At 44.6% G+C, this 16,974-nt stretch carries 14 protein-coding genes; 10 read left to right on the forward strand and 4 right to left on the reverse strand.

What is annotated here, in order from left to right; genetic code table 11:
- Positions 1 to 33: 33 nt before the first annotated feature.
- From ilvG to can, 9 genes are all read left to right on the forward strand, one after another.
- Positions 34 to 1,695: an acetolactate synthase 2 catalytic subunit gene (gene ilvG, locus CEX98_RS15475; RefSeq protein ID WP_099642940.1), complete on the forward strand. Its 1,662-nt coding sequence runs from the start codon at positions 34 to 36 to the stop codon at positions 1,693 to 1,695.
- The gene (gene ilvM / locus CEX98_RS15480; protein ID WP_099642941.1) at positions 1,692 to 1,937 is read left to right on the forward strand and encodes an acetolactate synthase 2 small subunit; all 246 of its coding nucleotides are present in this window, start codon (positions 1,692 to 1,694) and stop codon (positions 1,935 to 1,937) included. Before ilvG ends, ilvM begins: the two co-directional genes overlap by 4 nt.
- Positions 1,938 to 1,957: 20 nt before the next feature.
- Positions 1,958 to 2,881 (forward strand): branched-chain amino acid transaminase, encoded by a 924-nt coding sequence (locus CEX98_RS15485; RefSeq protein ID WP_099642942.1) that lies wholly within the window; start codon positions 1,958 to 1,960, stop codon positions 2,879 to 2,881.
- A gap of 89 nt (positions 2,882 to 2,970) precedes the next feature.
- Positions 2,971 to 4,827 carry a dihydroxy-acid dehydratase gene (gene ilvD, locus CEX98_RS15490; protein WP_099642943.1) on the forward strand — a complete coding sequence of 619 codons (1,857 nt, stop codon included), beginning with the start codon at positions 2,971 to 2,973 and terminating at the stop codon, positions 4,825 to 4,827.
- A 2-nt stretch (positions 4,828 to 4,829) separates the two neighbouring features.
- Positions 4,830 to 6,371, forward strand: a complete 1,542-nt coding sequence (gene ilvA, locus CEX98_RS15495) for a threonine ammonia-lyase, biosynthetic (RefSeq protein ID WP_099642944.1) — start codon at positions 4,830 to 4,832, stop codon at positions 6,369 to 6,371.
- 260 nt (positions 6,372 to 6,631) lie between these two features.
- Positions 6,632 to 7,060 carry a hypothetical protein gene (locus tag CEX98_RS15500; protein WP_099642945.1) on the forward strand — a complete coding sequence of 143 codons (429 nt, stop codon included), beginning with the start codon at positions 6,632 to 6,634 and terminating at the stop codon, positions 7,058 to 7,060.
- Positions 7,061 to 7,167: 107 nt separating this feature from the next.
- Positions 7,168 to 8,220 carry an ABC transporter substrate-binding protein gene (locus tag CEX98_RS15505; protein WP_099642946.1) on the forward strand — a complete coding sequence of 351 codons (1,053 nt, stop codon included), beginning with the start codon at positions 7,168 to 7,170 and terminating at the stop codon, positions 8,218 to 8,220.
- 27 nt (positions 8,221 to 8,247) lie between these two features.
- The gene (locus tag CEX98_RS15510; RefSeq protein WP_099642947.1) at positions 8,248 to 9,444 is read left to right on the forward strand and encodes a methyltransferase; all 1,197 of its coding nucleotides are present in this window, start codon (positions 8,248 to 8,250) and stop codon (positions 9,442 to 9,444) included.
- Positions 9,444 to 10,112 (forward strand): carbonate dehydratase, encoded by a 669-nt coding sequence (gene can / locus CEX98_RS15515; protein WP_099642948.1) that lies wholly within the window; start codon positions 9,444 to 9,446, stop codon positions 10,110 to 10,112. The genes CEX98_RS15510 and can overlap by 1 nt, the downstream gene beginning before the upstream one ends.
- Before the next feature lie 278 nt (positions 10,113 to 10,390).
- Here can and ubiK read toward each other — a convergent pair whose 3' ends face one another.
- On the reverse strand, positions 10,391 to 10,660 hold the full coding sequence (ubiK, locus tag CEX98_RS15520; RefSeq protein WP_099642949.1) for a ubiquinone biosynthesis accessory factor UbiK: 270 nt from the start codon (positions 10,658 to 10,660) through the stop codon (positions 10,391 to 10,393).
- A 194-nt stretch (positions 10,661 to 10,854) separates the two neighbouring features.
- Here ubiK and rep point away from each other — a divergent pair, with 194 nt between their 5' ends.
- The gene (gene rep, locus CEX98_RS15525) at positions 10,855 to 12,870 is read left to right on the forward strand and encodes a DNA helicase Rep (RefSeq protein ID WP_099642950.1); all 2,016 of its coding nucleotides are present in this window, start codon (positions 10,855 to 10,857) and stop codon (positions 12,868 to 12,870) included.
- Here rep and CEX98_RS15530 read toward each other — a convergent pair.
- The 3 genes from CEX98_RS15530 to elbB all read right to left on the reverse strand — a co-directional run bounded on the left by CEX98_RS15530 (position 12,856) and on the right by elbB (position 16,949).
- Positions 12,856 to 15,426, reverse strand: coding sequence for a bifunctional diguanylate cyclase/phosphodiesterase (locus CEX98_RS15530; RefSeq protein WP_099642951.1), 2,571 nt, complete (start codon positions 15,424 to 15,426; stop codon positions 12,856 to 12,858). The genes rep and CEX98_RS15530 overlap by 15 nt on opposite strands.
- 223 nt (positions 15,427 to 15,649) lie before the next feature.
- Positions 15,650 to 16,042 (reverse strand): c-type cytochrome, encoded by a 393-nt coding sequence (locus tag CEX98_RS15535; protein ID WP_099642952.1) that lies wholly within the window; start codon positions 16,040 to 16,042, stop codon positions 15,650 to 15,652.
- Positions 16,043 to 16,298: 256 nt separating this feature from the next.
- Positions 16,299 to 16,949, reverse strand: a complete 651-nt coding sequence (gene elbB / locus CEX98_RS15540; RefSeq protein WP_099642953.1) for an isoprenoid biosynthesis glyoxalase ElbB — start codon at positions 16,947 to 16,949, stop codon at positions 16,299 to 16,301.
- Positions 16,950 to 16,974 lie beyond the last annotated feature (25 nt).

A 16,974-nucleotide genomic window follows, 5' to 3' on the forward strand; every position in this document is an offset into this window, starting at 1 on the left:
TTTTAGGGCAAAAAAGGCAACTGAGAGCAGATCATGAGCAATTCAACAACCGGCGCACAACTTGTTATCAAGGTGCTAGAAGAACAAGGCGTTAAACACGTATTTGGTTACCCAGGTGGAGCGATCATGCCAATTTACGACGCTTTGTATGGTGCGCCAGTTAAGCATTATTTGACTCGACATGAGCAAGGCGCAGGGTTTGCCGCGGTGGGTTACGCTCGAAGTACTGGAAAATTAGGTGTATGTTTTGCCACCTCAGGACCCGGAGCCACTAACCTTATCACTGCCCTTGCCGATGCGATGATGGATTCAGTGCCGCTCGTTGCCATCACAGGTCAAGTACCAACGGCTGCTATCGGCTCGGATGCGTTTCAAGAAGTGGATGTACTGGGAATGTCTTTATCCTGTACAAAGCACAGTTATATGGTTGAGCGAGCAGACGAATTAGCCGAAGTGTTGCAAGAAGCAATGTACCTTGCTCAATCTGGCCGTCCAGGTCCAGTATTGGTGGATATTCCCAAAGATATTCAACTCGCTAAAGTTCCTTTTCATCCTTTTGCTGCACCTCAAGAGCAGCAGCCAAGGTTGTCTCAAGCTGAGGTTGAAAAAGCGAATCAACTACTGTGTGAAGCAAAAAGGCCCGTCGCTTACATTGGAGGGGGCGTTCATAACGCTGATGCGCAATCTCAATTAATGCAATTTTTAGAGAAGACCCACATGCCAGCGGTATCAACTCTGAAGGCGTTGGGTAGCGTATTACCAGATTACGATTATGACCTAGGTATGCTTGGCATGCATGGCACGCAAGCTGCGAACTTAGCGGTTCAACAATGTGACTTGTTGGTGTGTATCGGTGCGCGATTTGATGACCGCGTAACTGGGAATTTGGCAAAGTTTGCCGCAGGTGCAAAGGTGATCCATTTAGACATCGACCCTGCGGAAATAGGCAAGCGAAAGCCAGCGGCAGCATCACTGATCGCCGACCTTAAACAGTCACTACCGCAACTCGAGTGTGTTGTTACCGATCCTCAATGGTTGAATAGCATCACTTCATTACAGCGTAAACATGCCTGGCGTTATGATTACCCAGGCGAAAAAGTATTTGCACCGTATTTATTGAATCAACTCAGCCAAAAACTACCGAATACCGCCGTTGTATGCTGCGATGTTGGTCAACACCAAATGTGGGTTGCTCAACACATGAAGTTTAGCCACCCAAGCAATCACTTAAGTAGTGGTGGCGCCGGAACCATGGGATTTGGCCTGCCAGCAGCGATTGGCGCACAGATAGCGCGCCCTGATGATACCGTTATTACGGTCTCTGGCGATGGTTCAATCATGATGAATATTCAGGAGTTGGCGACCATCCGTCGTAATAACCTTCCGGTCAAGATACTAATATTAGATAACCAAAGATTGGGTATGGTTAGGCAGTGGCAGCAACTCTTTTTTGAAGGTCGCTATAGCGAAACCGACCTTTCCGATAATCCAGACTTTGTCTCTCTGGCTGCCGTATTTGGTATACCAGGACAAACAATCACCCATGCAAATCAAGTAGATGATGCCATTGACGCATTAGTTAACGCTGAAGGGCCCTATATTCTGCATGCATGTATAGACGATAAAGAAAACGTATGGCCGCTAGTTCCACCGGGTGCTGCCAATGATGAAATGATGACGGAGAGTTTTTCATGAGACACCATTTAACCGTTGCAGTAAAACAACAAAGTATCGCAGTGGAGCGCTTTCTTCGCGTGGCCAGACATCGCGGATTTCGTTTAACAAATTTGGAATTACAAGGTCAAGATGACTTATTCCACGTCAAAATGACCGTAGATAGTGACAAACCTATCTATTTATTAACCTCACAACTGAGTAAGCTAGTGGAAGTGCAAGCGGTTGATTTGCACACCACACTACAGCAACAGGCAATTTAAAAGAATTAAGGTAGTAAATAATGACACAAACATCTGAACTAATTTGGCACAACGGTGAAATGGTTCCTTACTTTGAAGCAACAACACATGTGCTTAGTCATGCTTTGCATTATGGTAGCTCAGTTTTTGAAGGGATCCGTGCCTATGACACACCGAATGGCCCTGCGGTTTTCCGTTTAACGGATCACATTCAGCGCTTATTTGATTCCGCGAAAATCTATCGAATGGAAATTCCTTACACTAAAGAAGAAGTGATTGAAGCGTGTAAAGAGACTATCCGAGCGAATAACTTCACTAATGCTTACCTTCGTCCATTCGCATTTTTAGGGCATGTTGGGCTTGGGCTAAACCCAAAATCGCATCTTGCAGATATGACTGTTGCAGCGATGGAGTGGGGGGCTTATCTCGGTGAGGAAGGATTGGCGCAAGGGGTTGATGTCTGTGTCTCTTCTTGGAGTCGTTTAGCTCCGAATACTATGCCAACAGCGGCAAAAGCAGGTGGTAACTATTTATCGTCACAGCTTATTTCAGGAGAAGCTAAGCGTAACGGTTATGTTGAAGGGATTGCACTGGACGTCAATGGTTACTTAAGTGAAGGCGCTGGTGAAAACTTATTTGTGGTGAAAAAAGGCGTGCTGTACACCCCGCCAACCACAGCATGTATTCTACCTGGTTTGACGCGTGACACGATTATTCATTTGGCAAGACAGCGTGGTTATGAAGTACGTGAAGAGCCAATTGCGCGTGAAGCGTTGTATCTGGCAGATGAATTCTTCATGGTGGGGACTGCCGCAGAAGTGGTTCCTGTACGTAGCGTAGATAAAATTCCAGTTGGCAACGGCGGTCGTGGCCCAATTACGGAAGAGTTGCAGCAAGCGTATTTCGCGCTAGTAAAAGGCCAAGCCGATGATGAAAATGGCTGGTTAGAGTATATAAACGAGTAAGTAACTTGATAGCAGGGCAAGTGCCCTGACCAAAAAGCATTGTAAATTGTGGGAATGAGGAACTCGGAAAACCGAGAAAAAGGTGAAACATGGCTAAATTACGGAGTAAAACAACTACAGAGGGCAGACAGCGCGCGGGCGCTCGTGCTCTATGGCGAGCTACGGGAATGACCGATGGCGACTTCCATAAACCGATCGTCGCGGTCGTGAATTCATATACCCAGTTTGTTCCGGGTCATGTTCACCTCAACCAACTCAGTGCATTAATGGCGGATGCGATCACAGAAGCCGGCGGTGTGCCAAGAGAGTTTAATACCATAGCAATTGATGATGGCATCGCCATGGGTCACGGTGGCATGCTCTACTCGTTACCGTCGCGAGATCTGATCGCAGACTCCGTTGAATATATGGTGAACGCCCACTGCGCCGACGCCATGGTGTGTATTTCGAACTGCGATAAAATCACTCCAGGTATGTTATTGGCTGCACTGCGGTTAAATATTCCAGTGATCTTTGTTTCTGGCGGACCTATGGAAGCAGGCAAAACACGCCTTGCAGATATTGACCTTAAGCTTGACCTAGTTGACGCCATGGTTAAGGGAGCAGATCCAACGGTGAGTGATGAAGACTCTGAACAAGTAGAGCGCTCAGCCTGTCCTACTTGTGGCTCATGCTCTGGTATGTTTACAGCCAATTCTATGAACTGTTTATTAGAAGCGCTAGGTTTAGCGTTGCCGGGTAATGGTACTACGCTGGCGACACACAAAGATCGCCATCAACTTTATTTGGGAGCCGCAAAGCGGATCATGGCTTTGTGTGATGAATATTATGGCAAAGACAATGAACAAGTGTTGCCACGCAATATTGCAAATCAAGCTGCTTTTATGAATGCAATGACACTAGATATTGCGATGGGTGGATCATCCAATACCGTGTTGCACTTATTGGCGGCAGCACAAGAAGGATTTGTCGATTTTGATATGAATGACATAGACCGTTTGTCTCGTAGCACCCCATTTTTATGCAAAGTCGCACCAGCAACACAGCAGTATCACATTGAAGATGTCCACCGAGCGGGCGGTATTATGGCGATTCTTAATGAGCTTGCCAGAGGTGATAAATTGGACTTGTCCGTTGGCCATGTTGCCGGCGGAAACTTAGGTGAAGTTATTGCACGTTGGAATGCAGCTGACAGTGATAATGAACGAGCACAAACTTTCTATCGTGCAGGGCCTGCAGGGATCCGCACGACTCAAGCCATGAGTCAAGAATATCGCTGGGATACGTTGGATCTAGACCGTGAAGAGGGCTGTATTCGCTCCATCGAACATGCCTTTAGACAAGATGGGGGGCTCGCGGTATTGAAAGGTAACTTAGCACCCGATGGCTGCATTGTGAAAAGTGCAGGTGTCGCCGATGAGATGCTGCGCTTTACAGGGCCAGCTGTGGTCTTTGAATCTCAAGACGACGCTGTAGCGGGGATCTTAGGTGGCCAGGTTAACAAGGGCGATGTAGTGATCATCCGCTATGAAGGGCCTAAAGGTGGGCCGGGTATGCAGGAGATGCTTTATCCAACTAGCTACCTGAAATCTATGGGGCTGGATAAAGACTGTGCTCTACTGACCGACGGTCGCTTTTCTGGTGGGACTTCAGGGTTGTCTATTGGTCACGCGTCACCAGAAGCTGCTAGTGGTGGCACGTTAGCACTAGTTGAAAGTGGAGACATTGTTGCTATCGACATCTATAACCGCAGCATCGACGTTAAACTCGATGAAACCGAACTGGCATTGCGCCACGAAAAACAACTTGCTCGCGGTAAAGATGCGTACAAACCACTGAACAGAGAACGTTATGTGAGCCCCGCACTCAAGGCTTATGCATTACTGGCAACCAGCGCTGATAAAGGCGCAGTACGCGACTTGCAAAAATTAGAGGAGTTAAGCTAGCGATGGTTTCCCAAGAGCTTGATTACTTCAGGGCCATCATTCAAGCGAATGTGGCGCCATTGGTTGAGGTGACACAGGTCAACCAATTAACGCAAATGTCAGCCCAGTTGGGTAACCAAATTTGGTTGAAAAGAGAAGATCAGCAACCGGTATACTCGTTCAAATTACGTGGTGCTTATAATAAGCTACGTCAATTGCCAAAAGGGTCTCGGGTGTATACGGCTTCTGCGGGTAATCATGCTCAAGGGGTTGCATTGAGCGCCACGCATCTAGGTCAGCACGCGACCATTGTGATGCCGGTGACCACACCAGAGATCAAGGTCAACGCTGTTCGTAAACTGGGTGGAGAAGTGATTTTACACGGTCATCACTTTGATGCGGCAAAGCAATACGCGTTAAACCTTTGTGAAGAGCAGCAAGGTGTATTTGTCCCTCCATTTGATGATAAAGACGTCATTATTGGTCAAGGCACTGTTGCTCGAGAATTAATTCAGCAACTCGATGAATTAGATGTGGTGTTTATTCCGGTTGGTGGTGGTGGTTTGCTAGCGGGAATGGCAGTGTACTTAAAGTCACTTAGACCAGACATTCGTATCATCGGTGTTGAGGCACAAGACAGTGCCTGTCTTAAAGCCGCTCTTGAAGCGGGAGAGCCCGTAGAACTGGAACGAGTGGGCGGTTTTGCAGACGGTGTCGCGGTGAAGCTGATTGGTACAGAAACCTTTCGCTTAGCACAAAAATTTTGTGATGAAGTTGTCACGGTTAGCGCCGATGAAATTTGTGCTGCTGTGCAAGATATCTTTGTTGAGACTCGAGCGACTGCGGAGCCCTCTGGAGCATTATCGACAGCGGGGTTAAAAAAGTGGCTCGCACAAACAGGTGAAAAGGGTCTCAGTGTCGCTGCTATCTTGTCAGGTGCTAACTTAAACTTTGACAGGTTGAGGTATATCGCTGAAAGAACAGCACTAGGTGCCAAACACGAGGCATTGCTCGGTGTGAGTATTGCTGAAGAAAAAGGCAGTTTTAAACGCTTTTGCCATTCTTTGGGGGGACGAGCAATCACTGAGTTTAACTATCGCTATGCCGGCCCAGGTGCTGCGCAAATTTTTGTAGGGGTGGGGCTAAGAAATGGGCAGCAAGAATTAGACGAGCTTACCGCCTCACTACATAGCAATGGTTATCAGTTTGATGACTTATCCGACAACGAACTGGCAAAGCTTCATGTTAGATATATGGTGGGTGGTAAGCCGCCTACGGTCATGAATGAACGCTTGTTACGTTTCGAGTTTCCAGAATATCCGGGGGCTTTGGCACGCTTCTTAGAAATGTTAGGTAGCAATTGGAACATTACATTATTCCATTACCGTAATCATGGTGCGGCACAAGGTAATGTACTCGCTGCATTTGAGGTAGAGACTGGAGATTACGAACGGTTTGACGAGCATTTGGCAAAGCTGGCTTACCAATTTCAAGAGGAAACTGATAACCCGTGTTTCGCTCGTTTCTTATATGGTGAGCCGTTACAAAAACAAAAAGCTGGTTAAACATGGACGTCGGTAGTTTGGCGTGTACAGAGTGGGGGGAGCTGCGTTATCCTCAACACTTAGGTAATCTAGTGCGCTAGTTATACCAATTGAATTAATTCTCTAATCAATTTGAAGGATGAAATAGCATATTAGCGTCGTTCAAAATTTCTCATTTAGCACAACTAAATAGCAAATTTTTTGCCTAGCGACTAACGCTATTTCTGTGCTTCAAATAGCGCATTTACTTAATACATTTGGTATTAAAAAGTGGAGTAGTTATGCAGTCCAATAAAACCAAACATAAATGGATGATGCTAGTAAAGAGGCTGATGTTACTGGTGGGCTTGTACGTAATGCTGGTGATACTATTGCCTGGTATTCAAGGTGAAACCTTCTTTTCAACTGCTTGTTTAATAACAATATTGGCTCTGATGCTCAGCGGTGGTGGATATGGTAACCAAAGGCTAGAGGCACTATTAACTAAGGATGGAAACACATTGATGCTCTCCTATGGCACGGGGAAGATAACAATACCGGTAGAGCGTGTTGAGTCTATCGCGATCGGTAAAAACTACCTTGGGCTAATAGAGAAAAACAACAGTAATGGTTACGACATTATGTGCAAAGGAAGTCGAGAGCAAATTCATCACCATATTAAAAATGTGCTCGGAGCGCATTTCAAAAATTGTACAGTACAAAGAGTATAATAAGATACTTGCTTGTACTGGTTTTTGAAATCACACGGATTGCCATGGCAGGCTGCTGCTCATCAACTATAGTTAGCCATTATTAGCTAATAAAAAATAAGGACATAATGTCTAAGTGTTTTGCAGTGTTATTGCTTCTCGTGTTCAACACGCAAATACAGGCTCTTGAGAAAGTAACGTTTCAGTTAAAGTGGACGCATCAGTTCCAATTTGCTGGATATTATATGGCAAAAGAAAAAGGCTTTTATCAAGAAGAGGGGCTCGACGTTGTTATTGTCCCAGCTGATCCAAATAATCCTAATGCTGATTTTCGTGTTTTATATGGCCAAGCACAGTTTGGTGTGTTTCACTCTGGTTTACTTAAACAGCGTCTCGAAGGGAAACCGTTTGTAGCGCTTGCGGCATTATTACAATCTTCTCCTTATTGTTGGATGGTTAAGGCCGATAGTAATATTTATGTGCCGCGAGACTTTCAAGGCAAGCGACTGAGTCACCTAGGTCATACCGAAAACGGTGAGTTGTTGATGATGCTGCAACGCGCTGGGGTCAGTACAGAAAACATGCGGTTATATTCGGGGAGTGATCCATTACAGGATTTTATTGCCGGTAAGTTTGATGCAATGCAAGTCTATAGCACCAATGAACCTTACATAGTGCAACAGCAAGGCGTTGAAACCAGAGAGATTTGCCCCAAGCAGTTTGGTCTCAATGTTTATGCGGACGTGTTATTCACAACTGAAACCGTATTAGAAAACCGCCCAGAATTGGTTAAGCGATTTCGTAGAGCCAGTTTGAAAGGGTGGCGATATGCAATGTTACATTTAGAAGAGTCATTGGCAGTGACTAAAGCGCAATATGCCACCCATAAATCGTTAGAGCAGCTGGCATTCGAAGCTGAAAAACTCAGTGAGTTTATTAAGGTGGCCGGTATTCCGATCGGAAAAATGTCGACGGCAAAATGGCAGTGGATAGCACAGTTGTACCATTTAGATTTAAACCAGTTTCATGAGCATAAAGACGATTTCATTTATTCACAGGTGAAGCATGAACAGGTTTCATGGTCTTGGGTGCTGATAATTGCAGCTATTTTGACGGTAGTTTGCATTCCTATGTATATTCACCTGATTTTTTCTCGTAAACATCATCAACATTTACGCTAGAATAAGCCTATTGTTTCCCAGACAACTGTGGCCATTGTGAACCCAAGTACGCGATTCCAACGCTTAGATAAATTACTTTTTGATACTCGCCAATATTGGCAGATCGTTGCATTTGAACATCTAACGATACCTTGGTCACACTTAGCGCCCCAGTTACAGCAACTTAGTGATAGTGCGGTGTGTGCGTTAGACAACGACCCTCAAGCTCATCGTGATTTTTTTAAAGGGGTTATTCCTGAGCTCGAGGAGCTTCATGCTCTTTGTGCACTTCCAAGGATACAAGGCCATCGGGATGAGTTACCTTTTTGGTTAAGTAATGGCATTAAAGGTCGCAAGCTTGAGCAGTTGCAAGATTTTGTTGCAGCCATTAACGAGACCAAAGCTTCTGTGCTTGAGTGGTGTGCAGGTAAAGGTCACTTGGGTCGTATGCTGGCATATCATGGTGCCCCAGAAGTGAATAGTATTGAGCTACAAGCTGATCTATGCCGCCAAGGAGAAGAGAGCGCAAAGCGACAAGACCTAAACCTTCACTTTCATTGTGCTGATGTATTGAAAGACGATATTCATCACCACTTTGTTGAAAACCGCCATGGAATTGCGTTGCACGCATGTGGTGAATTGCATCGTGTATTTATGCGCCAAGCGGTCGAGAATGGCATGAAAAAGCTATCGCTTTCTCCTTGCTGTTACCACCTTTTTACGCCGCCATTGTATGAGGCAATGAGTGAAGAGGCTCAATCTAGCCCTCTGAATTTGTCTCATCATGATATGAAGTTGGCTTTACAAGAAACAGTGACTGCACCTGGAAGAGTTGCCGAAATCCGTAAAAAAGAAGTGAGTTGGCGCTTGGGCTTTGACGCCTTAAGAAGGGAGCTACAAGGAGATAACCATTACCTCAGTGTTCCCTCGGTAAATAAAGCAATATTTTCCGGCGCGTTTAGCGAGTTTTGTGATTGGGCTGCAGCGCAAAAGCAGCTCACTTTACCTGTGAATATTGATTTTGATAAATACGAGCGTATTGGTCGAGAAAGAAAGCAAGTGACCGACAGAATAGAGCTCGTTCGGCACTTGTTCCGTCGTGCCATTGAGATCTGGTTGGTCCTGGATAGGGTTTTATATCTGCAGGCAGCTGGGTATGATGTTTCACTTAGCACTTTTTGCGAAAAGTCACTCACCCCAAGGAATATTTTGATACAGGCTGACTATCAGCCGGAGAGCCATTAATGTGTAACACAAGCCAAAGCCCACTGAGTCATTTACTCGATAATAATAAGTTGTGGGCGGATCGCACCAATGCCAGTGATCCTGATTTTTTTAAGAAGCTATCTGAGCAGCAAAACCCAGATTATTTATGGATCGGTTGTTCAGACTCTCGCGTGCCGGCGAATGAGATTGTTGATTTAATGCCGGGAGAGTTATTTGTGCATCGTAATGTGGCAAATGTGGTCGTACACACAGATCATAACTGTTTGTCGGTAATGCAATATGCGGTTGAGGTCCTAAAAGTCGATCATATTATGGTTGTTGGGCATTATGGCTGCGGTGGTGTACAAGCTGTATTAGATAATGCCAAATTTGGATTGATTGATAATTGGCTCCGCCATGTTGCGGATGTCAAAGAGAAGCATCAGGCTATTATTGAACGAGTCGCTGAGCAACAACAGTGTGCGGCATTATGTGAGCTTAACGTGATTGAGCAAGTACGTAATGTTTGTCAGAGTAATATCGTGCAGGATGCGTGGTTGAGAGGTCAACAATTGACGGTTCATGGTTGGGTCTATGGTCTTGCCGATGGGCTGTTAAATGAAGTTGTTAATGCGGTGGAGGACATGGAGCAACTGTCGCTATGCTACGAGAAATCATTGCTCGGTGTGAATCAGCGCTATTGCTAGGGGCGCTCGACTTGGCGCCTAGTAATCTAAGCAAAAGTTGAGCAACAATGAACAAAGCGCAGTCAAGGGAACCCAAAGGGCAGCGCTTGATTGGCATTTCTACTGCGTTGCCCCACAAGGAGGTGGGGTAAGGTGACTTTGCAGGAGCACAAAGTTTTTATCGCCTGACTCACATAGAATAACTATGCTACACAGACTTTGCTTTGTATAAATGGCAATCAAAGTGCTGCAAAAACAAACTTGAAAGATCAACAGGCCCTTGGGCCGCGTGACTTTAATTACTCTTGTGCGTCAGTGTGTTGATCGGCTAGCTGGGCTTCAAGTTGGGCTACTTTTTCTTCAAGCTCTACCAACTTTTCACGTGTACGGATCAACACTTTGCTTTGAATATCGAATTCTTCTCTGCTGACAAAGTCCATTTCTGATAACTTGCTTTGAATAGCTTGCTTAGTTCTGGCTTCAAACGTTTCAGCAAGGTTCTTGACACCTTGTGGCATATTGCTGGAAATTTGTTTGGCAATTTCTTCAATTTTGGCTGGGTTAATCATTTTCTTACCTTAGCTTGGGAGTCAGTATACAAGCCCCATCTTACCTTATGCACGAGAGGGGGAAAAGGTTCGCTTCATAGTTTTACATTGATACGGTAAACTAGCAGGCTTAGTTTATAAGAATTCCTCAACCCCTCAGCACTGATAGTTGTTGCCAACCCTGTGCCAAGCGAGAAGATAACCGGATTAGTTGCATGAAGCTCAACCCAAAACAAGACGAAGCAGTAAAGTATATTAGTGGCCCATGCCTTGTATTGGCAGGGGCGGGATCAGGTAAAACCCGCGTTATTACTAATAAAATTGCCTATTTGGTACAGCAGTGCGAATACAAGGCAAAAAATATCGCAGCGGTAACCTTTACTAACAAAGCCGCAAAAGAAATGCGTGAGCGTGTGGCGCAAACTCTAGGCAAGCAAGAAGCAAAAGGGTTGTGGGTTTCTACTTTTCATACTCTGGGCTTAGAAATCATTAAAAAGGAAGTAAAAACGTTGGGCTACAAGCCGGGTTTTTCCTTATTTGATGATCAAGATACCAACCAGTTGCTAAGTGAGCTGACGGAAAAAGAACTGGAGCGTGATAAAGATTTGCTCAATTTGCTAAAAATGCAGATTGGTAATTGGAAGAATGAGCTTATTCTTCCAGAACGCGCCATCCGAGAAGCAAAAGAGCCACAAAAAGCACTATTTGCACAACTTTATGCGCGTTATCAAACTCAGCTTCGTGCTTATAATGCGTTGGATTTTGATGATCTGATCATGATCCCAACCTTGTTATTAAATCAGTCGGTAGAAGTGAGAGAACGTTGGCAGCAGCGTTTCCGGTATTTGCTGGTGGATGAGTATCAAGATACCAACACTAGCCAATATCAACTGGTTAAATTGTTGGTGGGGGAGCGAGCGCGTTTCACTGTGGTAGGAGATGATGACCAGTCTATCTATTCGTGGCGTGGCGCTAAGCCGCAAAACCTTGTACTTCTAAGCAAGGACTTTCCTGGTTTACGGCTGATCAAATTAGAACAAAACTACCGCAGTGCAGGACGGATCTTAAAAGCGGCCAACATTCTTATTGCCAACAACCCCCATGAGTTTGATAAACAACTGTTTAGTGAGCTGGGATATGGTGATCCGATCCGCGTGATAGCGACTCGTGATGAAGAACATGAAGCTGAGCGTGTGGTTGCCGAGATTATTTCGCATAAATTTATGAAGCGAACGAGCTATCGTGACTATGCTTTGTTATATCGTGGTAACCATCAAGCTCGAGTGTTTGAAAAAGCGTTAATGACTAACCGCATTCCTTATAAAATCAGTGGCGGGATGTCTTTCTTTGCACGCAGTGAAATTAAAGACATCATGGCGTATTTACGATTTTTGGTGAATCAGGATGATGACAATGCGTTTTTACGCATAGTGAATACGCCAAGACGTGAAATTGGGCCGGTAACGCTAGAAAAGCTTGGTAGTTTTGCAAACGAGCGTCACATCAGTTTATTTGCAGCATGCTTCGAGACCGAACTGGCTGAACGATTGGCAGGACGTGGCTTGAATGCGTTGATGGGCTTCGCTCGTTGGGTTGTTGAACTTGCTGATCGCGCCACACGTGGTGATACGCTAGAAGCCGTTAAGGATATGATCCGAGAGATTAATTACGAAGCCTATTTGTATGAGTCATCACCCAGCGCTAAAGCAGCTGAAATGCGAATGAAAAATGTCTCGGAGTTATATCGTTGGATCAGCGATATGCTTACCGGCGATGCGGATAATCCAGCGATGACGCTTCCCGAGGTGGTTAGCAAACTCACGCTCAGAGATATGCTAGAACGTAATGAGGAAGAGGATGATTCTGACGCCGTACAGCTACTTACCTTACATGCCTCCAAAGGCCTCGAATACCCACATGTATTTATGGTAGGAATGGAAGAAGGATTATTGCCGCACCAAACCAGTATCGACGAAGATAATGTTGAAGAAGAAAGGCGCTTGGCATATGTTGGGATCACTCGAGCCCAGCAAACGTTAACATTGACCTATACCAAGAGTCGCCGTCAATTCGGTGAGCAGATCACCCCTGAGTTAAGCCGCTTTGTGCAAGAATTGCCACAAGACGACCTACAAATAGAGGGGAAAAAGCCTGTGGCGACACAGGCCGAGCGAATGGAAAAGGGTAAGTCTAACGTTGCGAATTTACGTGCAATGCTAAGACGGGATTGATTCGTTGTCGTAGCTTTGGATAAAGGTTGTTATATCACGGTCTTTATCTAAAGCTTGTTGCTTGCCAAAAAATAGCTGTAACCCATGCTTTTCCAATAAACTTCTAAAGTTTAATATTGCCGGACCACGAGCAATAACCTTGATATTCTTCACCTTAGTGACCGCGATAATTCCTTGTAGTTGAACCTCGTAGCTAGTCTGTTGTAGTACACGTTTACTAAACGTCGAGCTTAGCAGTACGTAGGTAAAATCAACTTGACTGATCAGCGTGAGATCACAGCGATCTTTCCCAAAATTATTAAGGCCAATAGGGATACCCATTTCAGTTAGCGCTCTGAGGTTAAGGATCTGCTGGCTAGAGGCAAATCGAATTTCACTCTCTTCAAATAGTAAACAAAGCGCCTTATCTTGCCTTTTAAGCTGCTGCTTGAGTGCATCAAAGTGATTGTTTTCCAGCAGCATGGTTGAGCAGCCAAAGAGGATGTCTTCTTCACGATTGTTGGCAATCTCTTGCGCTCTGTTGAGTAGGTGCAGCTCTATTTCTAGGTGTTGAGGTTTTTCTGCTGCAAACTTTTTCAAAATATCAAAGCTTGTACTGCCAAGTACTGGGTGTTCACCAAATGCTTCTATAAACCCGATGGGTTCGGCATTATCAGACAGATTCACGATTTCCGTACAACGGAAATGCGTTGGTAGTTTATCTAGGTGATGCTGCTCTTGCTGTTTTTGTGCATTCGAGCTGGCAGTGAGTAAGGGATGATAAAACTCATAACGACCACGGCCTGCATTTTTGGCGTAATACATTGCCGCGTCCGCATCCCTAATAATCTCGTCGGTATTGCGATAAAGTTTATTGCTATAGGTAATACCGATACTCGCGCCGCTTTGCATGCATACCCCTTTTAAACAAAAGGGTTGCTGCATCACTTTAATGATCCGCTTAGCGACATCTTCAGCTTGTTGGCGATCGGTTAAGTGATCGAGAAGCACCACAAATTCATCCCCCGCAAGTCGAGCTAACAAGTCGTGCTCTCGAATACATTCAGAGAAAGACTGGGCGACCCATACTAAAAACTGATCTCCCGCCTGATGGCCTAGTTCATCATTTATGTCCTTAAATTTATCTAAATCGATAAACAGAACAGCAAAATTATCTTCGGGATATCTATGATGCTTTTTTAGGGTTTTCTCAAGTTGAGTCAAGAATAAGCTGCGATTAGGCAAACCTGTCAGTGAATCATGATGGGCATCATGGTAAAGCTGTTGCTCTATCTTTTTGCGCTCTTCCATTTGCATTTGCAAATGCAAATTTGCTTGTTGTAATTCTTTGGTTTTTTCAGCCACCCTATGTTCTAGCTGCTGGTGACTGATCTTTAATGCCTGATTAGCCAAATGCGTCTGTAGTACAGATGCTATTTGATTAGACACAAAAGAAATTAGCTCAACGTCGTCATAATCGAACTCATATTTATGATCATAGGCCTGACAAGCAATGAGCCCTATTACTCCTGTTGCTGTTTTTAAGGGGGCACCGAGCCAGCTAGTTGCCGATAATTTGTGATCGTAACCCTTAGGTCGCTCTACCGTACCTTCTGCGGCTAGCGCTTTAGCCCGAGTACAGTCGATTAATTGGCTTTGTTCGGTACGGATCACCAGTTCACTGTAACCTTTTGCAAAAGGTCTGGTTTTATAACTGGTTTTTTCATCGACGCTATATGGGAAAGTTAACCAGTCATTTTCTTTATCATATAATGCGATATAGAGATTATCCGCAAAAGTAATAGAACGAATAATGTCGTGAACTTGCTGGTATACGTCGTCAATATCAGAGAACTGTGTTGCTAACTCTGATATTTTGAATAAGATCTGCTGTCTCTCGAGGGCGCGTTTGCGGTTGTCTATTTCTTTGTTCAGTGCTTCGTTACTTTGCATCAGCGCTCGGGTACGGATCTTTACTTCTGATTCTAGTAACTCTCGTTTCTTTACCCGCTCTATTGCAGTGGCCAAATATAAAGACATCACTTCGAGCAATTCTACTTGGTGATCGCTATAAGCTTGTTCTGCTTGGTAGCTTTGTGACACCATGACCCCAATGATTGCGCCATCACGATAGATGGGGACGCCAACCCAATGCTCTGCTTGGCTGCCTAATATTTTAAACTCACCGTTTTGAGCTCGTGACAGCATGTCTTCTTTGGTTAGGTAAACGGTTTCACCAGTTTTAAAGACAAACCCTGTGACGCCATCTTTAAAATGGTGGGCTTCATGTAAAGGTATAGAAACACCGTCTTTTTCATCAACAAAATAAGACAGCTCCAAAGCTTGGGTAAAACGATTTTGCAAGACCACATAAAAGCTCTTGCTAGGCAGGTATTGCGATAGAATATTGTGAATTGCAGGATACAACAGGGTAAGCTCAGCAACAGTGCTAGCCTGTTCTGATAGTTGAATTAATGTGTATTGCAGTTGAGACTTTCTTTTGTACTTTTCGAGTAAAGACTCTAATCTGGCGGTTCGCCGAGATAATCTCTCAACCTGTTGTAGTGGCTCTTCCAATGACGAAACCAGTTCTTATTTTTGTTTAATTATTGAGCTTAATAGTTTCACTTTTAGCCGAGGCGGTCAAGTGCAATTTACTCATTCTAGTACGCTTAAGTGCGCGGGTTGTTTTGATGTTGAATGCTGCGTTTAATGACGTCACTTTAAAGACAAAAGTGCAGCGTTTTACGCTGCACTTTGAACAAATATTTCCACTAAAATAGAGTCGTTGGCTTAATACTTATTTTTTCGTCATAAAGTCAATCGCAGCCGCGATTTCATCATCAGAACAATCCATACAAGTACCACGAGGTGGCATTGCATTAAAGCCATTAATTGCGTGGTCTAGTAATACGTCATTGCCTTTTGCAAGACGAGGAGCCCAGTCGTCAGCTGTTTTTGGCGCACCTAGTGCACCTGTGCCGTGACAGGCAAAACACGCTGCTTGATAAACTTGCTCGCCAGAGCGAGGACCCGCTGGTTTAGCGTCGGCCGCACTTTCTGCACCAGCTAAATATACTGAGCCGATAGGCTGAAGACGTTGTTTGATCGCTTCTTCAGTTAAAGAATTGTCGTATGGTTGCGCAACTGCGGCTGTTGATAGCAATAAAAGTGCTGCTGAAAGTTTTTTCATTTACCTTGCTCACTTCGTTTGAACGTGTTCAATCACGATGATGGATGACGGAATTATTGGGATTATAACGCCACCTGTTCATTTATAAAACGTAAACTTGAGTATAAATGGTTAAAACCATTAATTTATTGCGTTAGGGCAAGCTTTTTTGCCTAAATTCGCAAAATGTAAAGCCGCAGGTGTGTACCTCGGCTTCGCTTGTCACGTCTCAATAGTTATTACTTTGATACGAAGTCAAAGTGTAACCGGTTTAACATTAAGCCATTTCAATTAGCTTGATGATGGCTTTTTCAATGCCGGTGGCAGCTTCAAGCACTGATGAAGCCAACATATATGCAGGCGTAGAGATCACTTTCTCATTCTCATCAACCACAATCTCTGTTACTTTGCACTCAACATGCTTAGCGCCTAGGGTGTTGATCGCCGCGGCGGTATCAGCATCAGAACCAATAGTTGCAAGAGTGCCTGGAGCGTGAATATGTGGGATCAACGCAGGGGCTATGCATAGGTAGGCAATCGGTTTTTGCTGACGGCTAAAGGCACTACATGCGACCTTTACGCTTTCTAGTATCGTTGAGTCTGCCCCTTTAAAAGCAAAATCAGAGAGGTTTTTCGCCACCCCAAAACCGCCCGGTAACACTAATGCATCAAACTCATCAGCGTTAAGAGTGTCAAGATCTGCGACTTCTCCTCTAGCAATGCGTGCAGCTTCTACCAGCACGTTGCGACGTTCATTTTGAGTGTCACCGGTAAGGTGATTGATAACGTGAAATTGATCAATATTAGGTGCAAAGCACTGATAACTTGCCCCAAGTTTTTCGAGGTTAAGTAGTGTTAATACAGATTCATGGATCTCAGCGCCATCAAATACACCACAGCCACTTAAAATTACCGCTATTTTCTTCATTCATTACTCCCTTCAATGTCTCGTT

Source organism: Pseudoalteromonas piscicida, from assembly GCF_002744175.1.
Lineage (GTDB): Bacteria > Pseudomonadota > Gammaproteobacteria > Enterobacterales > Alteromonadaceae > Pseudoalteromonas > Pseudoalteromonas piscicida_B.

Coding starts and splice junctions, on each gene's coding strand:
- ilvM (WP_099642941.1), top strand. CDS start 1,692: ATGAGACACCATTTAACCGTTGCAGTAAAACAACAAAGTATCGCAGTG.
- CEX98_RS15535 (WP_099642952.1), bottom strand. CDS start 16,042: ATGAAAAAACTTTCAGCAGCACTTTTATTGCTATCAACAGCCGCAGTT.
- ilvA (WP_099642944.1), top strand. CDS start 4,830: ATGGTTTCCCAAGAGCTTGATTACTTCAGGGCCATCATTCAAGCGAAT.
- CEX98_RS15505 (WP_099642946.1), top strand. CDS start 7,168: ATGTCTAAGTGTTTTGCAGTGTTATTGCTTCTCGTGTTCAACACGCAA.
- ubiK (WP_099642949.1), bottom strand. CDS start 10,660: ATGATTAACCCAGCCAAAATTGAAGAAATTGCCAAACAAATTTCCAGC.
- CEX98_RS15485 (WP_099642942.1), top strand. CDS start 1,958: ATGACACAAACATCTGAACTAATTTGGCACAACGGTGAAATGGTTCCT.
- rep (WP_099642950.1), top strand. CDS start 10,855: ATGAAGCTCAACCCAAAACAAGACGAAGCAGTAAAGTATATTAGTGGC.
- CEX98_RS15500 (WP_099642945.1), top strand. CDS start 6,632: ATGCAGTCCAATAAAACCAAACATAAATGGATGATGCTAGTAAAGAGG.
- elbB (WP_099642953.1), bottom strand. CDS start 16,949: ATGAAGAAAATAGCGGTAATTTTAAGTGGCTGTGGTGTATTTGATGGC.
- ilvG (WP_099642940.1), top strand. CDS start 34: ATGAGCAATTCAACAACCGGCGCACAACTTGTTATCAAGGTGCTAGAA.
- ilvD (WP_099642943.1), top strand. CDS start 2,971: ATGGCTAAATTACGGAGTAAAACAACTACAGAGGGCAGACAGCGCGCG.
- can (WP_099642948.1), top strand. CDS start 9,444: ATGTGTAACACAAGCCAAAGCCCACTGAGTCATTTACTCGATAATAAT.